This window comes from Paenibacillus sp. sgz302164, from assembly GCF_056120505.1.
Genome location: NZ_JBVYOL010000004.1, coordinates 118767 through 138801, shown reverse-complemented (window position 1 = coordinate 138801; position 20035 = coordinate 118767). Strand labels below are relative to the sequence as shown.

The following is a 20035-nucleotide window of genomic DNA, read 5'->3' as shown; positions in this document are numbered from 1 at the left end:
CTCCGTTGAATGAATTCACGTTTTTCGAATGACCGCCACGTATCGGAACAGCGGCCTCCAGGCATAGAACAGCTCGGCTGCGTCCAGCGCTTCTCCGAGCTTCTTCCAATCTTCGGAACGAAACCCTTTGGCTACGGACAAAGGCCCGTCATGAACAATGTACCGGTTGCCGGAAACGATTCGCGCGGTCAGCCATACCGCAAACCACGGAATCCAGTGCCGGTGTATGTCATTGATCACCACGCCTAATCGCGACGCCCGGAGCATGCTTCCCACCGCCACAGGCAGAACGCCAGCGGCAAAATGGTGCGCAAACTGCGTTCCTGTGACCACATCTGCGCATGCCGCCTCAAGCTCAAACAAATCGCGGCGCACGACCCGAACGCGCGGTTCGCTGTGAAAAAGCCGGCTGGCCTCTTCGCACGCCTCTTCCGTAATGTCTGCGAGCGTAATCCGCAGATCGATCCCGCTGCTGTCCGCCCATCTCAGAAGATGCCGGTTCACATCGCCCGACCCCGATCCGATGTCCAATATGGATAGCCGGCTCGGCTTATTCGATTCCGCCCATAATCGCCGTATCCCGTAAAGGGCGGGGCCGGCGGCGCCGAAAATCCGGTTCAGCAATCTCAGATCGCGCAATGCCTCTTGAAGCTCGGAGCCCCCTTTGGACAGGTCGTCCATCAGCTCGGGCTCCTCGGCCCGCCGCCGCAGCGGGCTAAACATGTGCGGCACCTGTCAGCCGCCTCGGGATAACGGGGCTCGGAACATAGTCGAACCCGAGCAGCTCGGCGGTAAGTCCGGGGCCGAAAGCAAGCGCGATGCCGCTGGCCGGTCCTGCGCCGCGGTTCGCCAAGTCCCGCTTCATTTGCTGCAGGACGAATAAAATCGTCGCCGAAGACATGTTGCCGTAATCGCGAAGCACCGCCCGGCTGGGGCCTGCCTGCTCGTCCGCAAGTTCAAATACGTCCTGCAGCGTATCGACGATGCCCCGGCCTCCCGGATGAATCGCCCAAAGATCCGGCTTGCGCTTGCCATGCAGCAGCAGTTCCGCCTCTGCGGGAATGAATCGGCCGATCAGTTTGGGAATATGCGGCGAAAGATACAGATCGAAGCCATAATTGCCAACCTCCCACACCATTTCGTCGGCGGAGTCCGGCAGCAGCACGGAATGCCCCTGGCCCAGCTGAAAAACGCCTCTGTGATGAGACTCAGCAGAGCCGATGATACAGGCGGAAGCTCCGTCGCCGAAAAACGATGCGCCGAACAGCGCTTCCCGCGTGCCGGTAGGCTGCATATGCAGCGTGCACAGCTCCACGCAGACGACCAATACTTTGGCTGCCGGATCGCCGGAAACGATGTGCCCGGAAAGGGCGACGGCCTTCAATCCGGCCGCACAGCCCAAAAATTGCAGCGGAATCCGGGTCACTGTAGCGCTCAGTCCCAACTGCCGGACGAGCTCCGCATCGAGGCCCGGCAAAAACTGGCCGGTGCAGCTGACCGTAATCAGATGGCTTATCTCCGAAGCGTCCGTTCCGCTGTCCGCCATAGCTTTCCGGGCGGCTTCCAGTGCGAGGGGAACGGATTCTCTCTTATAAACTTTCATGCGTTCGGCGGTCGTCGGGACGTCATCGAACGAGTCGCGGGGCAAATACCGGCATTCGGCAGCCGATTCGAGCAGGTTCGGCTCGCACGTATACCGCGTCTGTACCCCGCACTGCTTGAAAATCCGCTTCGCCCAGCGTACGGAATCGGGGTGATTTTTCAATGCCTCGGCCAATCTGTCGGCCGTATCCGACTGATCGATACGATACGCCGGCACGGCCGTCCCTATTCCCAGGACCGCAGTGATGGGAGCTTGCTTTTCCATTTCCAACATCCATCTCCTCCCGCAATGTGCGACGTTCTCAACTGGGACAAGTGCTGCCGCTTTAACCATAACTATTCCCGTTTGCTTCTCAATATGACTGACGTCTGCCGCCGGGCAAAAATAAAGAGCCGCTCTGTAGTCAGAGCAGCCCTTCGATCCGGACGTCACGAGGATTCGACGACGGTTTGCAGCGGCTTTTTCGCCGGCCCTTCAAGCACGTCTCCTTTGTAGGAAAATCTGGAGCCATGGCACGGGCAATCCCAGGAACGTTCCCCCTGGTTCCATTCAACTTCGCATCCCATATGCGTGCATGTCGTGTCTACCATATGCAGCCCGCCTTGCTGATCCCGGTACGCCCCGGCTCTCTTGCCGTTCACCCTCACGACGGCGCCTTCGTCGGGCTCCAGCTCCTGCGGCGTCCTGTGAACCATCTCCAGCTTGCCTTCGACAAGATGCTTCGCCACGTACGCATTTTGCACGATGAACGTCTTCAAATCCGGATCGGCATGAAATCTGGCCGGTTTGAAAAGATCCCGGTACGGGCTCCCTTTGCCCGTTATCTCCTTTTCCAGCAGCAGCGCCGCCGCAGTTCCCGTAGTCATGCCCCATTTCTTGTAGCCTGTCGCAATCCAAATGTTTGCTTCGTCCGAGCCCGTCTTTCCGATATAAGGGAACTTGTCCAGCGTAACTAAATCTTGAGCCGACCAGCGGTAGCGGATTTCCTTCAACGCAAAATGATCTTCGGCAAAATATTGCAGCGCCTCGTAATGCTGCATCGTGCAGACGCCTTGCCCCGTTTTGTGGCCTTCGCCTCCGATGAGAATAAGCCTCTCGCCATTCACCATGGCCGACCGGATGGATCGTTTGGGCGCTTCCGCGCTGATGTACATCCCCCCCGGATAGTCTGCGCCGGATGTAATCCCGAGCACGTAGGACCGCTCCGCATGCAGCCTCGCAAAATAAAAGCCCCCTCCGTCGTAAAATGGAAAGTGGGAGCACGAAACGACATGATCGCAGGTGATCTTGTGCCCCTCGTTCGTCACTACCGACGCGGGCTTCCCTTTTTCAACGGTTGCGGCAGCCGTAAGTTCATAAATTTGGCCCCCTTGTTTGACGATCTGGTCGACCAGATGAGTCAAATACGGCACAGGGTTGAACCTGGCCTGATTGTTCATCATAACGGCGGCTTTGACGCCGAAAGGCAGCGGGGTCTGTTCCGTGTACGAGCCGGGGATCCCGAGCGATTCATAGGCTTTCATTTCGGCTTGCAATTGCGGCACATACTCGTCAGAATTCGTATATACATAAGCATCTTCCTCGGAATAATCGCAAACAATTTGCCGCTCCTGTACCGTTTGCCTGATGAATTGCATAGCTTCCCGGTTCGCCTCGTAATAGAGCTTTGTCTGCTCCTGGCCGAAATGGGCGATAAATTCGTTGTAAACGAGGTCATGCTGGGCGGTTATTTTGGCCGTCGTGTGTCCTGTCGTGCCGTTCAATATTAGCCCCGCATCGATCAAGGCCACTTTGAGCCCCTGCCCCGACAGCAGATAAGCGGTCGTGATCCCGGTAATTCCGGCTCCGACGATCGCCACGTCCACGCTGATGCTGTTCGTAAGTTTGGGAAAGCGCGGAATGCCCGAAGAGGTGATCCAGCACGATTCCGGAAATTCCGGGAGGATGGCTGGAGAAATCTGTTGTTTGTCCATGAAGTTCTCTCTTTCTACCTTTTAAACATAATATCACCTGTAGCAGTTTTATTATGCATATGCATGTACGCGGCGATGGCAAAACGCAAATAAACCCGCCCCGGTTTGAGGCGGATTTCATGACTATCCGATGTGCATCTCTTTGGCGAACATCCGGACGGCTTTAAGCCCCATAAGCGGCGGCTGCACTATGCTCAAAGGATCGAACGATTCATTGATCGTTTTCGAATTTCCGTTGGTTTTGCTCATAATCGTAGCTGAATAATCGATGTTCGAGGCCAGCCATTTCGTATCGTTGTCGACAAGATCAGGAGTAACATCAAACGATACGAGGTTGACGTCCGGCCTTTTCAAAGCGACTGCCAGACCCTCCTCAATCTCCATCATTCGAGTGTTCGCTTCCTCCGTACCAAGCACCAGATTGCTCGGAATTTGCGGCTTGCCGGTCCCTCCTCCAAAGCGGTGTGCGATAAGATGAAGCCACTCCCATTTGCCCGCATGCCCGAGCCCAAGCTCTGCCGCCACTTCGTTCGGTGACGATTTCATCGCTTCGATTTGATCGGGCTTGCGGTCGCGCCCTTTCCAATAATTGAGCGTCTTGGACGTGGCGGTCCCGTCCACGCTTCCCAGGGGTCGCTTGCTGTCGTCGTTCTTCGTCTCTTGGCTTTTTGCGCCATTCTGAAGTCGCGCAGCCAGGTCGGACGGAAAATCGACAGCATCCGCTCCGCCCGTCTTTTTCCGATAGACCGTATAGCCGAAGCCGCTGACATGATCCAGATCATACTCCATTAAATCGATTTCGTTAGCATCATCTGTCACATATTCTTCGCCGACCTCATCCTTCAGTGCGTCCGTATCCAGATTGTTGTCATCGACAAGGATCATAAATGAATCGTCGTCATCGTCAAACCGGCCGAAAGGATTCCCCTGAGCGGGAACTTCTCTGGGAGTTCCGATATCTATCTTGTTAAAGTCTTTTCCTTTCAAAATATAGCTTTTGGGCATTTCCACATGATAAAATTTGCCCCCGGTTTCGCTGTCTCCGGTATAAAAAGGAATCGTATACATGCTCTTTACTTTCGATTGAAAAATGCCGCGCCTGCTCGCTTCTTTCGGTCTCGCCACCGACGCATTCTTCGTAGGAAGCTTGAGCAGCTTCGGCGGGCTCTGATTCTCGTCAATAAACAGCCGCAGCTCCAGAAGCTGATCCGTAATTTTTTGAGCTTCCCTTCTTTCCCGCATGCGGGCGTCTCTTCTTTCCTTTTCTCGACGTTTCTTTTTCTCATCCCGGCCGGTGCCTCTCTGCACATCGCCGCCCGAACCGGAGCTAATTCCGGGATAGTTACGGCTGGAATCGGCGCCGAACAACCGGGACACCGCCTGATTTCCGTAAGTACGCTGCAATTGAAGAACATGAGCTCGTGTCCAGGAAGCGGAGGAGAAGCCTCCGCTCAATAATTCTTTGCCATCTTCGGCCGAAACGGCAGTCTCTTCGCTTTTTACGCCGTCCCTCCGCTGCGTGTCGTTATGTTTGCTTACCGCCTGCCTGTTCACTGACACGAATTCACTCCTTCCAGTCATTTCCTCTCTTTGTTATTGTAAAAGAGTTCTCTCAAACCAACAATAGGAAGGGGCTCTCATGCTTGCCCGCAACGATGATTACCGAATCAGTTCTTCCACGTAAAACGTTCCTTGTCCGGCGCGTACCCGGTACAGCTCGTCAAATCCTTCGTCAAACCGAGGCGCCTGAAGTTTTTTCATCACGCTTTTAATGCCGATTTCCGGAATCCTTTCTTTCCCGCTGCGCACTTCATTTCTTTGGATCGACTCCGCGTAATCGGGCTCAAAATAGTAGCCAACAACTCGAAAATCGTGCTTTTTTGCAAGTTCGATATACTTTCGCCTGTCTTCAGCCGCAGGATTGGTGTTATCTATGACAAAAGGCTGCTTGGCTTGAAAAGAGGCGTTGATGTATATGTTCTCCCTGTGCCGGGTCCGCAGCATGTCCAAATTAATTCGCATATGAGTTTGAAACAATCTTTCCTTGCAAAAAGTCGATTTCCCGGAAGCCTGCAATCCCATCAAAATTACACACTCCAAGGTCACTCATCCTTTTCCAGGTATACATATTGGTTGATATAATCCCTGTTTTGCGAAAAAATCGGAGTATCTTCATCAACCTCCCACTTGCTTCTCTCCGCGCCGCCTTTCAAATAGAGCTGTTTCGTTATGCACACGCCTCTTTTCTGCCACACAGGAAGGTCATTCCAGTTCATCCCTTTTTCTGTGAAAAGCTTGTCCTGGAGCTGCTTGCCGCTTAATCCTTGCAATTCGCTATGAGGAAAGTGAGCTTGCGCAACCATGGAAATACTATTTTTCGCAGCATCCTGCTGCCTCCAAAGAAAGTAATTGGTGACCTCATCGGCCGGCAGCACCCATGCCCTGCTGTCAAAAACCGCTAATTCCTTATGCGGATACGACTTTCTGATTTCCTCATTAAATTTGGCCGTCGCGAGCGATGCGGAAACGGAAACTATTTTCTGTATGTTGTTATCGAACCAAGATTCTGTCGTGAGCTTATCGTAGTTGGTAAGCAAAATGGAAATTTCATCGCTTTGATGATAAACCAGTTTGCAGCCCATAATATTGGCGGCGAGAAATTTACATGTCTCCCACAATGCTTTTGTCAAATGCTCATCAATAGGTTTGGCAAGCCCTCGCGTAAAAGTATGGAAATGGCAGCCATCGATTCTTAATATAACAGGCAGACGCCGCGGCAAACTGTGCCGGAACGCATTTTCGTACTCCTTCATTCGATTTCCAAAATCATCCTTTTTCATTCCCTTGTCCTCTCTTGTTTGTCCTATTTGAAATGAACGTTATCATCCATTATAACAACTTTTTCCAATGCGCGCCTCTCTCTCTACGTTCGTTGCAAAACGGCGGAACCGTTTCATTAAGCGGTTTGCTCCCCAAGCCAAAAAGCCTGCGATTATGCAGGCTTTCCGGCATCCTTTCTCCGGCAAACAATTTGTCGGGATCATTGAATATGAAGCGCAATGGCTTCAGGTGCGTAATTTATATTTGCCGGTATTTTCAATCCTCAACCGGACGTCTACGGAGCGCAGTGAATCCATTTGCAGAGGGAATGAATCCGAATCGAAAAACTGCTTCCACTTCGCGGGATCGCGCAAATACAAAGCATGTCCGAGTTGATAAATATCAATATGACGTTTCAAACCTTCATTATAGGTCGTATAAATTTCCTCGACAATTTGTTGCTTTGCCATTTCTATAAGTTTTTCTTCGCTTGTGTTTTGTGCTAATTCGTTTAAACTGCCCTTGAGGCTGATCCGGATCGTATAAGATAATATATTTCCCTGAACAATCGGTTCAATATGAACCTTCGGTTTGTTAATGACAATGGTTGCAACAATATGACCATCTTTTTTGATGACTACTGGTGCCCGATCCGTCTTGGAACTGACCCATCGCAAGCCGATCAGGTCATCTTTCGAGAGATATCCGCTCATTTTCTTGCGATCCATGAATATACAGCCAACTGTCTCTAATAACTCGTGTTTTTTAAGATTATTGCTCCATGATGTTTGGTTTATTGAAAGAGATGGAAGCCATGCGATCCTCCCTTGTTCATTAAAATATGAAATAAAGCGTTGAAATTGGACAGGAACAATATACGAACTTTGTTTAAAAGTACCTCTGGGCTCGTGGAGAATAGACGAAAGCGGCGATTCGTTGAAAAATGGAGTCGTGCTAAGCAAAGCTTCGATTGAGTCGCGAGTGCTGTAAACCCATTTGGTATAGCGGAGTTCTCTGTAGCGATTCGTCAAATCGAACGCGACCTCCGGCCCATGTTTCAAAACCGTTTCACTATAAATGATCGCGTTGATATGGGAATAGAACATCAACTGTTGAGAAGATTGGTATAATTTATCCAGAGCATCGTTTAAAGAAGCGCCAACGTGTTTGCCGACCCAAACATTCGCTTTTTGAACCGGCTTACCTCCTTCTTGTTTGGCTACGCTTGTAAAATCGAACATTTGTACATATACGACGTACTGATCTTTTTTATAATCCACGCCTAAAGCTGTAATGTAGTTGATGTCTTGAATTTCTTTCGCGTCCCAGCATCCGGAGAGTGCACATGTCATAACAGCCAAGGCTAACGCGCGCAGTATTCGATACTTGCTCATGGTTGGTCCGGTCCCTTTCTTGTCGGATCTTGCGGACTGAGAATAGCGGGGCGCTTGGAAAGCCGCCGCCGTGTTGTCGCCATCACTCCCTGCATCGCTTCTTTAAAAGTTAAAGGTGAAACCGGGGATAAATAAGGAAGACCGAAAGACCGTAACGTCGCCAAATGCAATACAAGAAGGATGACGGATATGATAAATCCATACATGCCCAGAAAGGACGAAGCGAAAAAGCAGAACAATCTTATCCAGCTAGCCGCACCTGCAAGAACTTGGTTAGGTATCGTAGAAGTAGCTACGGAAGCAACGGACGCGATGACCAGCAAGGTCGGCGATATAATTGCAGCTCGAATTGCCGCATCTCCGATGACAATACCTCCGACAACGGTCAGTGTTTGACCGATCGTTCTGGGCAACCGGGAACCCGCTTCGCGGAACATATCCAGAAGAAAAAGCATGAAGAACATCTCCATGGCCGCAGGCATAGGCAGACCAATGCGAGTTTGCGTTATCGTGGCCAGTATCGGGAACGGAAGTTGATCCAGATTAAATTGGGTTAAAGCCAGCCAAAAACCGGGCAAAAAGAAAGCAACGAGCAAGCCGAAGATCCGCATTACTCGGCCTGTGGCTGCAATCCAAAAGGGAAAATGCGCGTCCTCGGGACTTTTCAGCACAAGAAATAAATTTGCAGGAGCAATTATCGCCAGAGGATTTCCTTCCACTAACAAAATGAACCTGCCCCGAGTCAAGCAATCGACAGCAAAATCGGGTCTGCCTGTGCTAATAAGTAACGGAAATACGGTGAATTTCCGCTCACTGATAAACTCTTCCAGCTGTGCGGCGCTGATAAGGGCATCCACGTCGATTTTTTTTAAACGGCTTTGTATTTCCTGGATATACTCGGGATTTGCAATATCGTGAACGTACAGCAAGCCTGCCTTTGTCGCGCTCCGCTTGCCGATCGTATATTGTTCCAGAACAAGAGATTCCGAACGAAACCGATTTCGAATAAGAGCCAAGTTTGTACTGTAATTTTCTACAAACCCGTCCCGGGGTCCCTGGATGGATATATCCAATGCAGACTCCTCTGGAATCCGTTTTGGAATATCAGCCACGTTTAAAATAAATACTTGTTTTTCCAGTTCGTACGCGAGAACAAGTTCTCCCGAGAATATGTGTTTCGACAAATTGGCTGGTGTCACAGCCTGCTCAAACAGTTTGGATTGCCCAGAAATATCCGTTATTTCCTGATGGGGATTTGTTTTATGCAATGCCGGAAGCACTATCTCTTTAATTTGGTTATGGTTGCACAAGTTTTCACAATAAATCAATAGGATTGAGGCGTCGGAACTTAACTTGCGATTCTCGATGATGACATCCGGGCAATCGGCAAACCATTCGTGAATTGTTTTTTCATTCCATTCAGTGTTTGAACAGTGCATATCGGAATGTGCCGTGAAATATTCACTTTTCAAGAGTAGGTCCTCCTTGCGGTTTGACGAAAAATGAATACACCCAGACGATCAAGGATACTCCTACCCATACAGCCACACTTGCAGGTAAAAAATAAGCCGTTAGCAATTTCAAACACAAATTGTCCGACAAAGGCCAAAATGCAAAACAGAGCATGACGATACCCGTTATTGTCAAGAAAGCAGTCTTCCGTCCGTTAAAGAATTGGGACAGGCATTCGGCAATTAGCCATAGAGAAAAGGCAACGCGCACAAAAGCGCCGGACAGCCATTGATAGATCGACAGAAAATCCATATGTGAAATAAATCGGCCGATCTGAACGATTCTCCACTCTTCGTATGCAGGAAATCGCTGCTTGGTTGCTTCAGGAGTTCCGAATTCGGCAATGGCACCCGTCAATGGACCTATAGTCAAACCTGTGAGAATAATGACAAGGACAATAAGGGCAGGATAACCGATCTTTCCGAATACTCGATGCTGCAGCAAAACAATGAGAAATAATTCGCTTAGACCGCTTCCCGCATATATGATTCCCTGGATTACGGGACGAAAACCGTTCAATAGAACCGGGCGTAACAACGTATAGTCTTTGTGAGGCATATTTCCAAACATAACAAAATAACCGAAAACTACGACGAAAGGCAGCAGTATGCCCGTTGTTATCGCCAAAGCCTTCAATCCTGACTTTGCAGCAATGAACCCGGACAAAACCAAGATGAAAATAATAACCGACGACGGGGTTCGCGGCAAGTAAGACACATGAGTCCATGTTACCGTCTCTTTGAGGGTACAAGCCCCCATTCCGAACAAAGCCAGAAGTAAAGGAAACAGCAATATCAATGACCAATACCCCCAACGATGACGAATCCACTGTAAAAACGAACGATTGTCGATAACACGATTCACGCGTATCAAAACAGGCAACCATATCAAACAGCAAATCATGGCAATACCGACAGCAATCCATGCGTCTTTCCCCGAAACGTTCAATAATATCGGAATTACCGTGACATGATTCAACAAACCTGCCGACATCGTTAAGATCATAACAAGTTGGAGAACCGAAATGTTGTTGGTTTTCATACATGATATCCTTAATTTGGTTAAAATTTGATATCCGTATTATGTGCAGAAGAGGCAGGTTTATTCCTAACCGGCGCTTTCATACTGGCAGCCATCGCCGCAGGCCGTCTTCATCGGGGAGTTGTCGGGGGAATTTTCGGCCAAAAGCAGCCTACCGCTTGAATCATCTTCAATATCGATGCGAATTTCTTTTTCCTTATTCCAGTGAAAGGACAATGGAGAGTCTTTTGAAAAAGTCAGAGTAAGCGTTTTACCTATTAATGAATAAGAAAGCTCGGTTGTCTCGCGACCATATATTTGATCTTCTGCCTCCATATAAACCGCATCCGGACTTTCGAGCTCATCCCTCGACAAAGCGATATATCTTGGAGGTTCACTATCAACCCAAAATGTGACACTAATCAAGCCATCATCTTCAAAATCCTCGTCAATTTTCATTTCCCTGACTTTCATAGGATCTACCACTCTCCTGGAATTTCATATCTCTATTTTCGTCTCCAAAAACTCAAGATACTTCGGATCATCTTCCATAAAAATCCCAATACCGGCACCCATGTAAGCCCGGGTTAACTCGTCTGCCGCCTTTTCAAAATTTTCCTGCTCATAATATAACTGCCCTAGCCGGAGATGAATGTAGGGATTACCCAACCCTTTCGGACTCTGTACAGCATTAAAAAAGCACTTGAATGCCTTATCGTAATTTTTCATGCGAAAATGGACATCGCCAATAGCCACGTATATCCACGTAGCGGCCTCCCATTCTCGATGGTTTTCCGGCAATAAGCGGAGGGCGGCAATATACTTTTGCTTGCCTGCCTCAAGATCGCCTGCTTTCACCAACTCATCGCCTTGTTTACACAGAGCGGTAATTTCGGAATAAGTGGAATCTGAAAGTTGCAACGCTATCTCCCCTGTTCTGTTCTTTTCGATTTGATTCATGTCTAAAGGTTTGCCCGTGCCCATTCACTCTCATTCATGAGTTTTAGCGAATGATCGTTTGTTGACTTTCATCAAAAATGATTGCGCCTGGTATTTCCAATAAATAGTCTATCGCCCAAATGATATGATCCGTGAAATCACGTTCTTTATCAGGCGAAAATACGAAGCGAATGCGCTCGGTGCAGTCCTCGATTTCAGGCGGACAATCCTTGACGACGCCAGCAATGTAATTTGCATCTGCGACTACATTGGGGCCTGTTTCAAAATGTGCCGAAAAATTCCACCCTGACCAACGAAGAATTACATATCTTTCTTTCGTGAACGGATTCGCTGACGATCCAAATGTCAGACCATTCTTTGTTTCGAAATCAAAATAGGCGCTTAACTCCGATGCAAGACGCTCATATGAGTATGGATTTGACGATTTCGCAAGGTAGGCATGTATGACAGACATGATCCGATTCTCCTAGTCAATAGTTTGTCAATCGTATCGAATATTCCCGATATACTTGATATAACAGTCATTCTTTCTTGATTCTTTGATTTTCCCATGATATTTGTAGTTATATAACAATATTACAGCATTCGTATCGCTTGGAAGCTTGTTCTTGTTCAGTTCCAAGTACAAGGGGATAAGCACATCGTCATAAGAACACCCGTCTAATAGAACTGATAGATCCCCGCTTGGCGTATCGACGATATAGGCTTCCCGGAAATCCTCGTCAAAATGGACGATCTGAAACTCCGTACAAAATTCCGGCTTCACGACCTCATCGTCTGTATAATCGAATTCCAAATACTTTTCCAGTTGTTCTTCCGATTTGAATTGTCCTACCCACAAAGAAACTTCTCCAGGATGCTCCCATGTTACATCATCATTATTGTCCATAACCGATTCGTCCTTTCTTTTGCCAAGATATTCGTTCGGAAGAGACTCTAAGGCAAAGTTCTAGGGGGTTTTACTGGCGAGGGTGACTTCCAGGCAAGCAGAATTCCGGCCTCTCCACAGCATCTGCTAACACCTTCAATGTCATCTATCCCAACCTCCCAAAGCCACAAATCATTGCAGATTTTCCTTAGAGAGCCTCGGCCTCGCTCATTTACAATCCAATCTCCGAGCGTCATGCCTTGGATTTTTATGCGAAGATGTTGTTCGTTTATCATACTGCAAGGGTATACCATTCTCAACATATCTCCCCGATAGCGAGCCTCACCTTTGAATCTCCCGGGAGTTTCCGTTTTAAAAATCCTCGAATCCTCGTATGGAAACAATTTGATCAGATTTTCACCCTCTGCATAGTAAAATGCATCTGTAACTTTTTTTGCGGCGTACACGATTCCGTACGGATAGCTAATATTGTTCGATACATCCTCCACAAAACCGATGAAATTTTCATAAATGTCGTCAATAGGCAGAGCACACTGAGCATCAATGTGATGAAAACTGCCAAACTCATCGGTCATATAACCGAAGGATGCAAACCAAGGAGAATGGCCATTTTGTCCGCTGTATAATCTAAACGCCGTAACTTCTTTTGAAATGAGTTTACTCTTGAGATCGGAGAGCGATGTTTCTATCAAATCAATATCCAATCCATGATCGCCGTTTATGTATGTATAGTACCCCGCAGTTGTAATACTTGCACCGATCGCATCAAAAAAAGACTCGCCTGCATTGCAAGCCTCAATGGGAGTGATTTCGCTTGTGTCGTACATAGCCATTCCCGTACACATGTATCTCATCCTCTATACTTAAACTTATTGGGATTCCAAGATGAAAAGTCAGCTACATAGATTTCATTAAAAATCAAATCGAGCGGCATGTGCTCCGCAGCATCGGAAATTTCATTAAAAGGCGGAGGAATGACAAAAGAAAATCCAAAGTCATCATCTATAATCAACGAACTATTAAAAATACGCTGCCTGGATGTCAACCCGACGATATCCCTCATAGATTGCCCGGCATATAAGCATCCCTTATAGCGCCCCTTATAACTTTGATTGCAACCGATAGAAACGATCAGGCCATTGGAATCCGCTACAATTGTCATAGTGTTATCTAATGTATAGGCAGATCTTACTTCGCCATCCGGAACAGAATATTCTTTAAGCTCGACCCTGTGCCGCAAATAGACTTCATCGATATAATCAGATATATTTCTGCCCAAAACAACATTACCCATCGAATACCCCGATATGACTTCCGCATTAAAATCAATCATCTCACGGCCCTCCGTTCATTTTGCCCTAGATCGCGTTGTAATGGAATCCTTCGAATTTACCAATTTTACTAAAAAATATCACGTGCTGTCCATAAAGGCATCCGGCAAATCCAGCAGTTCGCCGTCATCTTCCTCCAGTCGGACGGTCAGTGTAGAGATTGAGCTCCGTCTCCGGCAAAAAAAATAGAGCAGCCTCCCGGCTGCTCCACTGCTACCCTTCGGCGCTCAACTGCACTCCCATGCGAGGACTCCGAGCACGCGCCGGGCACGAATCCGCTATACCGCTTTTGTAGCTTTTGATCCTGCAGGCGTCCTCAGCAGCCTCATGCCGTTCGCGATGACGATCAGCGAACTTCCGGTGTCTGCCAGTACAGCCAGCCATAGCGACGACCAGCCGAAGAAAATAAGCGCGAGGAACACCACTTTGACCGCAAGCGAAAAGGCAATGTTCTGCTTAATAATCCGCAGCGCGCGGCGGCTAAGCCCGATGGTGTATGGGAGCTTGGACAGATCGTCGCCCATCAGCGCGACATCCGCCGTCTCCAGGGCCGTGTCCGTGCCTGCGCTGCCCATGGCGATGCCCACCGTTGCGGCAGCCAGCGCAGGCGCATCGTTCACCCCGTCCCCCACCATCGCAACTCCTTTGCCGGGGGTCATCAGTTCCTGGACTGCTTTTACTTTGTCCTGCGGAAGCAGTCCGGCTTTGTAGTCGATTCCGCCTACTTTTGAGGCAACGCCGCTTGCCGTCCCGCTGTTATCCCCGGTTAGCATCACGACCTGTTTCATGCCGAGCGCTCTGATTCTGGCGACAGCTTCCTTGCTTTCCGGGCGGACGCTGTCGGATAAAGCGAGAACCGCGATCACTTCCTGCGCAGTTCCCAGCAGCATGACCGTTTGCGTCAATTGTTCCGCAGATATGCAGCGCGCCAATTTTTCATCGCTCAGATCCATTTGCAGATCGTTTTGGAACCAACGCGGGTTGCCCAAATAATAAGCCGTTCCGCCAACATGCCCGAGCACGCCGCCGCTTGTCACGGAGCGAAAGTTCTCGATCTCCGGCACAACAAGGCGGTCGGCTTGCGCTTTTCGAACGATCGCCTGGGCCAGCGGATGCTCGGAGTTTTTTTCGAGAGCCGCTGCTATCGCAAGAATTTCATCCTCCCTTTGCGCGTTTAGCGGGATAATGTTCGTCAATACGGGCCTGCCTTCGGTCAACGTCCCCGTTTTGTCGAATGCCACAACGGATACGGCGCCAAGCCGCTCCAAATGAGCCCCGCCCTTGATCAAAACGCCGTTCCTGGCCGCGTTGCCGATCGCCGAAACGATAGATACCGGCGTCGAGATGACTAACGCGCATGGACAAGACACAACAAGCATCATCAGCGCGCGATAAAACCAGTCCTGAAAAGATTGCTGAAAAACAAGCGGCGGAATGATGGCGATTAAGACGGCAATCACAATGACGGCAGGCGTATAATACTGGGAAAAGCGGTCTACAAATCGCTGTGACGGCGCTTTTTGCGCTTGCGCTTCTTCAACGAGGTGGATAATTTTCGCAATCGTATTATCCGTCGAAAGCTTCGTAACCCGGATTTCAAGCGCCCCTTGCCCGTTCAAAGTGCCCGCAAACACATCGTCGCCCGCCTCCTTCTCAACCGGAACAGATTCGCCTGTTATCGGCGCCTGGTTGACCGTTGAGCTGCCCTTGGCGACCGTGCCGTCCATGGCGATTTGCTCTCCGGGCTTGACGATCATCAAATCGCCGACCCGGATCGCCTCGACCGGCAATGCGGTCTCGATGCCGTCCCTGCGCACAAGCGCCTCGCGCGGCGCCAGCTCCATCAACCCGCGAATCGAGTTTCGCGTTCGGTCCATCGTGTACGCTTCCAGCGTTTCGCCCAAAGAAAACAGGAACACGACGGCTGCGCCCTCTTCCCACTGACCGATCAACGCGGCTCCGATGGCCGCGATCGTCATCAGCAAGTCCATCCCGATCGTGCGGGATCGAAGACCGTACAGGCCGCTTCTGGCAATCCGGTAACCGCCAACGACGATCGCCGCAGCGAAAATGACGGTAAGCACCGCGGTTGGAGCGGCGGAAGTCAGATCCAGCAGCCAGCCGATTGCAAACAACAGTCCGGACGACGCTGTAGGCACAACCTTTTTATTGCGTTTCCAAAAAGGTTTGTCTTCCGCAGGTCGGGGTTTGCCTGCCTGCTCCTCCGCAGCCGAATAACCGGCTTGCTCGACGGTTCTGATAATCGCTTGCGCGGCCGAGCCGTCATGCCTGACCGTCATTTTGGCTGCGCCAAAGTTTACGCTTACTTGACTGACCGACGGCAGCGCCCCGACCTTTTTCTCCAATTTGCTCGCGCAGTCCGCGCAATCCATGCCATCTATCCGATAGACCGACCTATGCCGGTCATCGTCAGGCTGCTCCGCAACGTCATAGCCCAGCTGCCGGATCTTTTTCACGATCGCGGCTTCATCAATCTTCGTTTCGTCAAAGCTGACGCTCATCTTGGATGTCGTAAAATGGGCCGCCACCTCCCCGATGCCGTCTGTCCGGGAGAAAACCCGTTCAATTTTCGCAGCACAATCGCCACAGTCAAGCCCGGTCAAGGTGAACGTCATGTTAGTGTAACGGTTCTCATGGGAGTGATGATGATGAGTGTGGTCATGGTCATGGTCGTGGTGAGCATGATCGTGATCGTGATCATGATCATGCCCGCCGCAGCTTGTGCCATCGGCCACAGCGGCAGCGGCTTCGCTGTGCCCTGCCGGCTCTTTGCTTGCTGCTGCCTGATCTCCGCTATCGGCAGTCGAATGCTTGCCGCAACCACATGAATGCTTTGCCTCCATGTAATATCCACCCCTTTACAGCCTATATATGATTAATTGTTCATATGTAATTTCCATATTATGCTGAACCGATCCGCGTGTCAACCGGTCCCGACCTAATTTTTACGGCGGCGGCCTGGCTGGTTGAAATAATACTCTTTAACAACGATATATTCCGTTTGCAAATGTTAACTTCATATTGCGTTGAAAAAAGAGCCCTCTTAGCGGGGCTCTTTATCAAACTTATTGTCATTATTCAGTAATCATGTAGGCTGTCCCTTTGGTTCAGCTCATACGTCCTTGGGTGCATCGAATTCGTCAACAATAGTCAAGCTAATTATTTTGCAGCAAGATAGGCGGCCACCTCAGCCAACCGCGAAGCATAACCCCATTCATTGTCGTACCAGGTAGCGACGGATAACAGTTCACCTTGTACTTGGGTTAAAGGCAGGTCGATAATCGAAGAATGCGGATCAGCTACGATACGGGACGAGGCCCATTCCCCTTCCAAAACATCAAGAACGCCCTTTAAATCGCCCTCTCTTGAGGCTTGTCGAAACATATCGTTAATCTCTTGAACTGTGCACCGTTTTTCCGTTATCAGGTTAAGTTCCGCGATGCTTCCGGTACGGGTCGGAATACGATAGGCTTTGCCTGTGATTTGCAGGTCGCTCCAAATAAATTTCAGAGCTTTGGCTGCACCTGAGGACGACGGAATGATATTCTCGGCGGCAGCCCATGAATCCCGACGGTCCTTCATCGGCTGATCCGTTAACGATTGCGTGTTTGTATACGAGTGTACCGTGGAAAACAAGCCGTATTGAATGCCATAGTTTTCCCGGACCAATTTAACTACCGGTGCAAGTGCATTGGTCGTGCAGCTCGCCATGCTAATGATTTTATGCTTATCCGGATCGAAGCTTTCTAAGTTGATTCCCTTAAGCAATACTGCGTCGCAGTCTTCTAACGATTTGCTCGGGCCGCTGACAAGCACCCTTTTGGCGCCTCGCTCCAAATGCAGCTCAGCTACCGGTCGTGTAACGGCGCGTCCGGTACAATCAATAACCAGGTCAACGCCCAACTCACCCCAATTTGGCAATTCACTGGCCGAATTCAAATACCGGATCTCCCGGTCGCCTATCACGATGGCGCCTTCTTGGGCCGATACATGCTCATGCCAACGCTTGTAATTTGTGTCCACTTCAAAAAGTGCGGCAAGCGTAGCTTCATCTTTAATATCCGATATGGAAAATGGGACAAACAAATTTTGCTGTAATGCCGCTCGAAGGAGCTGTCTTCCGATACGTCCAAATCCAAAAACCGCAATTTTCCCCATAAAAGCCTCCATATATATTAGATTAGTTATCCATTTTTGCTGCTGTGAAAGAATCGTTCTTCTTGCACCAGGCGTTGCACCTATCACACCTAAGCCAACTTCCTGAATCCTTTCACATGTAATCATATAATACTTTCAAAATTTTGTGTAGAATAACTTTAGTTAAGAATGCGCCCGCCGGACCCCCTGATGTAGGAAAATAAAGTTTTTTAATTGAAAGCAATTTAACTTCACATTTGTAAACAAGCCAATATTAAAAATAAATCCAAGGATTTCCTTGGATTTATTTTTAATATTATCCGATTACTTCTTATCCACTTGACACTTGTTCTTGCATCCTGAAAGGTCTCCATTTTTGATTCAACATTTTCACTATCTTCGCTGGGAATAACCCCGATTCTCAACTTATTAATCCTTTCAAATCATTGATTCAATCCCTAACATTCCCTAAGAATACGGAAGATGAATAAGCCAGCAGCGTTGTTAAATGCGTATAGTAATATTTAACGCCTTGTTCCAAACGTCTTGGCGTTATTTCAAGATTCCCTGCCGTACCCGCTACCTTTCCAGATGCTATGATTTTTGAAAAAGCATCATCCATAACTTTTTTTACTATAGGATGCCCGGCATCTCCGGGATGTCCAAGAGATTGAGAAAGGTCGGACGGGCCTATAAATAACACGTCAATTCCTTCAACTTTAGCGATAGAATCAAGGTTATCTACAGCATCCTTGTCCTCAATTTGGACACAGACCAACAGATCCTGATTAGCCCGTTGGGAATATTCAGTTAAAGTGATCCCAAATCCGTAATTGGCAGAGCGTGTTCCCACAGCCAAACTTCTGCTGCCGATCGGATAATATTTTACAGCATTGATGATTTCCTGAGCCTCTGCCGCAGAACTGACATGTGGCGCTTGTATCCCCATCACACCGCGATCCATGTATTGCCCGATTAGCTCCGGATCGTTTTTTAGCGGTCTAATGATGGGTGTAATGTTGCTCGCTTCCGCTGCCATTACCATGTATTCAACTGTTTCCAAGGATATGGAACCATGCTCGCAATCAATCAGCACCCAATCGTACCCTAATTTGCCGGCCATTTCTACAAGTTGAACAGAAGGGATCATAATGGAGACCCCTAAAACAGCTTTACCTGCTAAAAGTTTTTGCTTCATCTTATTTCGCAATGCAGTATCCCCTTAAATGGTTTATTCACGACTTAATCGTTTAATCAGGTTAGCCAGCAGCCTTGTTCTTGGCACCAAGCTTTCGATAACCACAAATTCCTCCGCAGTATGAGCGTTTCCGCCACGCGGACCTAGCGCATCAATCGTCGCTATCCCTACGGCCGAAGTCAGGTTACCGTCCGATCCTGAACCTATTGTCATATCCGATACTGACTCTCCCAATTGCATCGCTTCTTCTTGAACGATATTCAATAAATGCTTAGTATTTGCATTTTTTATCATCGGTGGTCTCGTAATACCGCCTTGCAAGACTAATGTGGTTCCTTCAATCATTGTAGTCGAGCAAATGTGTTTGATTTTGCGCTCCAACTCCACGGCCTGTTCCGGTGTCTCCATTCGTACATCGATAGAAGCTTTGGCGTGGGCAGCGATCGTGTTGCTGGTCGTTCCGCCGCTAACCACCCCGACATTGACATGTACGCCTGCATTTGGATCGGTCAAAGCATGAAGTTGAACAATTTTATACGCGAGTTCGCCAATGGCGCTTCGTCCTTTTTCCGGTTCTTCTCCGGAATGCGCCGCCTTTCCGGTTACAAGCAATTCGAATTTACCGCCGCCGCGCCTGCCGGTTATAAGCCTCCCCGTCATATCGCTCGGTTCAACGATCAAAGCATACTTAACGTCTGCCGCTTCCTGCTCAATCAGTTTCCTGGAATAGATCGAACCGTGCTCTTCGTCCGAATTCAGAATGATTTTGATCCGCTTGAAACTCTCGTCCACTTCTTCAATCAATGATTTTATTGCAAACAGCATCATGACCAAGCTGGCCTTCATATCGTATACGCCGGGTCCGTAAGCAAAAGATTCATCACGTGAAAAAGGTCGGCTTTGCGTTGTACCTACAGGAAATACCGTGTCCATATGTCCGATAATCAAGATGTTCGGATGTTGCGCCTCAGGATGAACGATGATCAAATGATCGCCCCGTTCGGACTGCCGATCGACCGCAACTTGAAATCCGAGAGCCTGATAAGCAGAGGCCAGCGCATTCCCCACCTGATCCACACCCGCTTTATAAAATGTCCCGCTATCGATATTGACAAGCTCCTCAAGCAGCTTGAGCATGTCCGTTTCCTTGTCTTCCCAATATTTTGTTGGCATCGCG

Annotated in this window: 20 protein-coding genes; all 20 read right to left on the bottom strand. The window is 49.0% G+C overall.

Annotation, left to right across the window (positions count from 1 at the left end):
- Positions 1 to 15: 15 nt before the first annotated feature.
- The 20 genes from AC0LWT_RS08685 to AC0LWT_RS08590 all read right to left on the bottom strand — a co-directional run bounded on the left by AC0LWT_RS08685 (position 16) and on the right by AC0LWT_RS08590 (position 20031).
- Positions 16 to 723, bottom strand: coding sequence for a methyltransferase domain-containing protein (locus AC0LWT_RS08685; RefSeq protein ID WP_474681041.1), 708 nt, complete (start codon positions 721 to 723; stop codon positions 16 to 18).
- A complete protein-coding gene (locus AC0LWT_RS08680) occupies positions 716 to 1867 on the bottom strand; it encodes a type III polyketide synthase (RefSeq protein ID WP_474681040.1) in 1152 nt (383 codons plus the stop codon). Before AC0LWT_RS08680 ends, AC0LWT_RS08685 begins: the two co-directional genes overlap by 8 nt.
- Positions 1868 to 2031: 164 nt before the next feature.
- Positions 2032 to 3576, bottom strand: a complete 1545-nt coding sequence (locus AC0LWT_RS08675; RefSeq protein WP_474680836.1) for an FAD-dependent oxidoreductase — start codon at positions 3574 to 3576, stop codon at positions 2032 to 2034.
- A 123-nt stretch (positions 3577 to 3699) separates the two neighbouring features.
- The gene (locus AC0LWT_RS08670) at positions 3700 to 5136 is read right to left on the bottom strand and encodes a hypothetical protein (protein ID WP_474680835.1); all 1437 of its coding nucleotides are present in this window, start codon (positions 5134 to 5136) and stop codon (positions 3700 to 3702) included.
- A 99-nt stretch (positions 5137 to 5235) separates the two neighbouring features.
- Positions 5236 to 5676 carry an AAA family ATPase gene (locus AC0LWT_RS08665; RefSeq protein WP_474680834.1) on the bottom strand — a complete coding sequence of 147 codons (441 nt, stop codon included), beginning with the start codon at positions 5674 to 5676 and terminating at the stop codon, positions 5236 to 5238.
- A 2-nt stretch (positions 5677 to 5678) separates the two neighbouring features.
- Positions 5679 to 6416, bottom strand: coding sequence for a tRNA(His) guanylyltransferase Thg1 family protein (locus AC0LWT_RS08660; protein ID WP_474680833.1), 738 nt, complete (start codon positions 6414 to 6416; stop codon positions 5679 to 5681).
- A gap of 225 nt (positions 6417 to 6641) precedes the next feature.
- The gene (locus tag AC0LWT_RS08655; protein WP_474680832.1) at positions 6642 to 7790 is read right to left on the bottom strand and encodes a Ger(x)C family spore germination protein; all 1149 of its coding nucleotides are present in this window, start codon (positions 7788 to 7790) and stop codon (positions 6642 to 6644) included.
- The gene (locus tag AC0LWT_RS08650; protein WP_474680831.1) at positions 7787 to 9262 is read right to left on the bottom strand and encodes a spore germination protein; all 1476 of its coding nucleotides are present in this window, start codon (positions 9260 to 9262) and stop codon (positions 7787 to 7789) included. Before AC0LWT_RS08650 ends, AC0LWT_RS08655 begins: the two co-directional genes overlap by 4 nt.
- The gene (locus AC0LWT_RS08645; protein ID WP_474680830.1) at positions 9252 to 10343 is read right to left on the bottom strand and encodes an endospore germination permease; all 1092 of its coding nucleotides are present in this window, start codon (positions 10341 to 10343) and stop codon (positions 9252 to 9254) included. Before AC0LWT_RS08645 ends, AC0LWT_RS08650 begins: the two co-directional genes overlap by 11 nt.
- Before the next feature lie 66 nt (positions 10344 to 10409).
- Entirely contained in the window at positions 10410 to 10796 is a 387-nt protein-coding gene (locus AC0LWT_RS08640) for a hypothetical protein (protein WP_474680829.1), read from the bottom strand.
- 24 nt (positions 10797 to 10820) lie between these two features.
- Positions 10821 to 11243, bottom strand: a complete 423-nt coding sequence (locus AC0LWT_RS08635; RefSeq protein ID WP_474681039.1) for a tetratricopeptide repeat protein — start codon at positions 11241 to 11243, stop codon at positions 10821 to 10823.
- 82 nt (positions 11244 to 11325) lie between these two features.
- Positions 11326 to 11736, bottom strand: coding sequence for a hypothetical protein (locus tag AC0LWT_RS08630; RefSeq protein WP_474680828.1), 411 nt, complete (start codon positions 11734 to 11736; stop codon positions 11326 to 11328).
- Positions 11737 to 11763: 27 nt separating this feature from the next.
- Positions 11764 to 12171 carry an immunity 22 family protein gene (locus AC0LWT_RS08625; protein WP_474680827.1) on the bottom strand — a complete coding sequence of 136 codons (408 nt, stop codon included), beginning with the start codon at positions 12169 to 12171 and terminating at the stop codon, positions 11764 to 11766.
- Positions 12172 to 12218: 47 nt separating this feature from the next.
- On the bottom strand, positions 12219 to 13016 hold the full coding sequence (locus AC0LWT_RS08620) for a hypothetical protein (protein ID WP_474680826.1): 798 nt from the start codon (positions 13014 to 13016) through the stop codon (positions 12219 to 12221).
- Positions 13017 to 13021: 5 nt separating this feature from the next.
- Entirely contained in the window at positions 13022 to 13504 is a 483-nt protein-coding gene (locus tag AC0LWT_RS08615; protein ID WP_474680825.1) for a hypothetical protein, read from the bottom strand.
- Positions 13505 to 13780: 276 nt separating this feature from the next.
- The gene (locus AC0LWT_RS08610) at positions 13781 to 16138 is read right to left on the bottom strand and encodes a heavy metal translocating P-type ATPase (RefSeq protein WP_474680824.1); all 2358 of its coding nucleotides are present in this window, start codon (positions 16136 to 16138) and stop codon (positions 13781 to 13783) included.
- Positions 16135 to 16377 carry a hypothetical protein gene (locus AC0LWT_RS08605; protein ID WP_474680823.1) on the bottom strand — a complete coding sequence of 81 codons (243 nt, stop codon included), beginning with the start codon at positions 16375 to 16377 and terminating at the stop codon, positions 16135 to 16137. The genes AC0LWT_RS08610 and AC0LWT_RS08605 overlap by 4 nt, the downstream gene beginning before the upstream one ends.
- A gap of 305 nt (positions 16378 to 16682) precedes the next feature.
- The gene (locus tag AC0LWT_RS08600; RefSeq protein ID WP_474680822.1) at positions 16683 to 17681 is read right to left on the bottom strand and encodes a type I glyceraldehyde-3-phosphate dehydrogenase; all 999 of its coding nucleotides are present in this window, start codon (positions 17679 to 17681) and stop codon (positions 16683 to 16685) included.
- Positions 17682 to 18111: 430 nt separating this feature from the next.
- A complete protein-coding gene (locus AC0LWT_RS08595; protein WP_474680821.1) occupies positions 18112 to 18870 on the bottom strand; it encodes an HpcH/HpaI aldolase family protein in 759 nt (252 codons plus the stop codon).
- A gap of 21 nt (positions 18871 to 18891) precedes the next feature.
- On the bottom strand, positions 18892 to 20031 hold the full coding sequence (locus AC0LWT_RS08590; RefSeq protein WP_474680820.1) for a M20 family metallopeptidase: 1140 nt from the start codon (positions 20029 to 20031) through the stop codon (positions 18892 to 18894).
- Between the last annotated feature and the right edge of the window lie 4 nt (positions 20032 to 20035).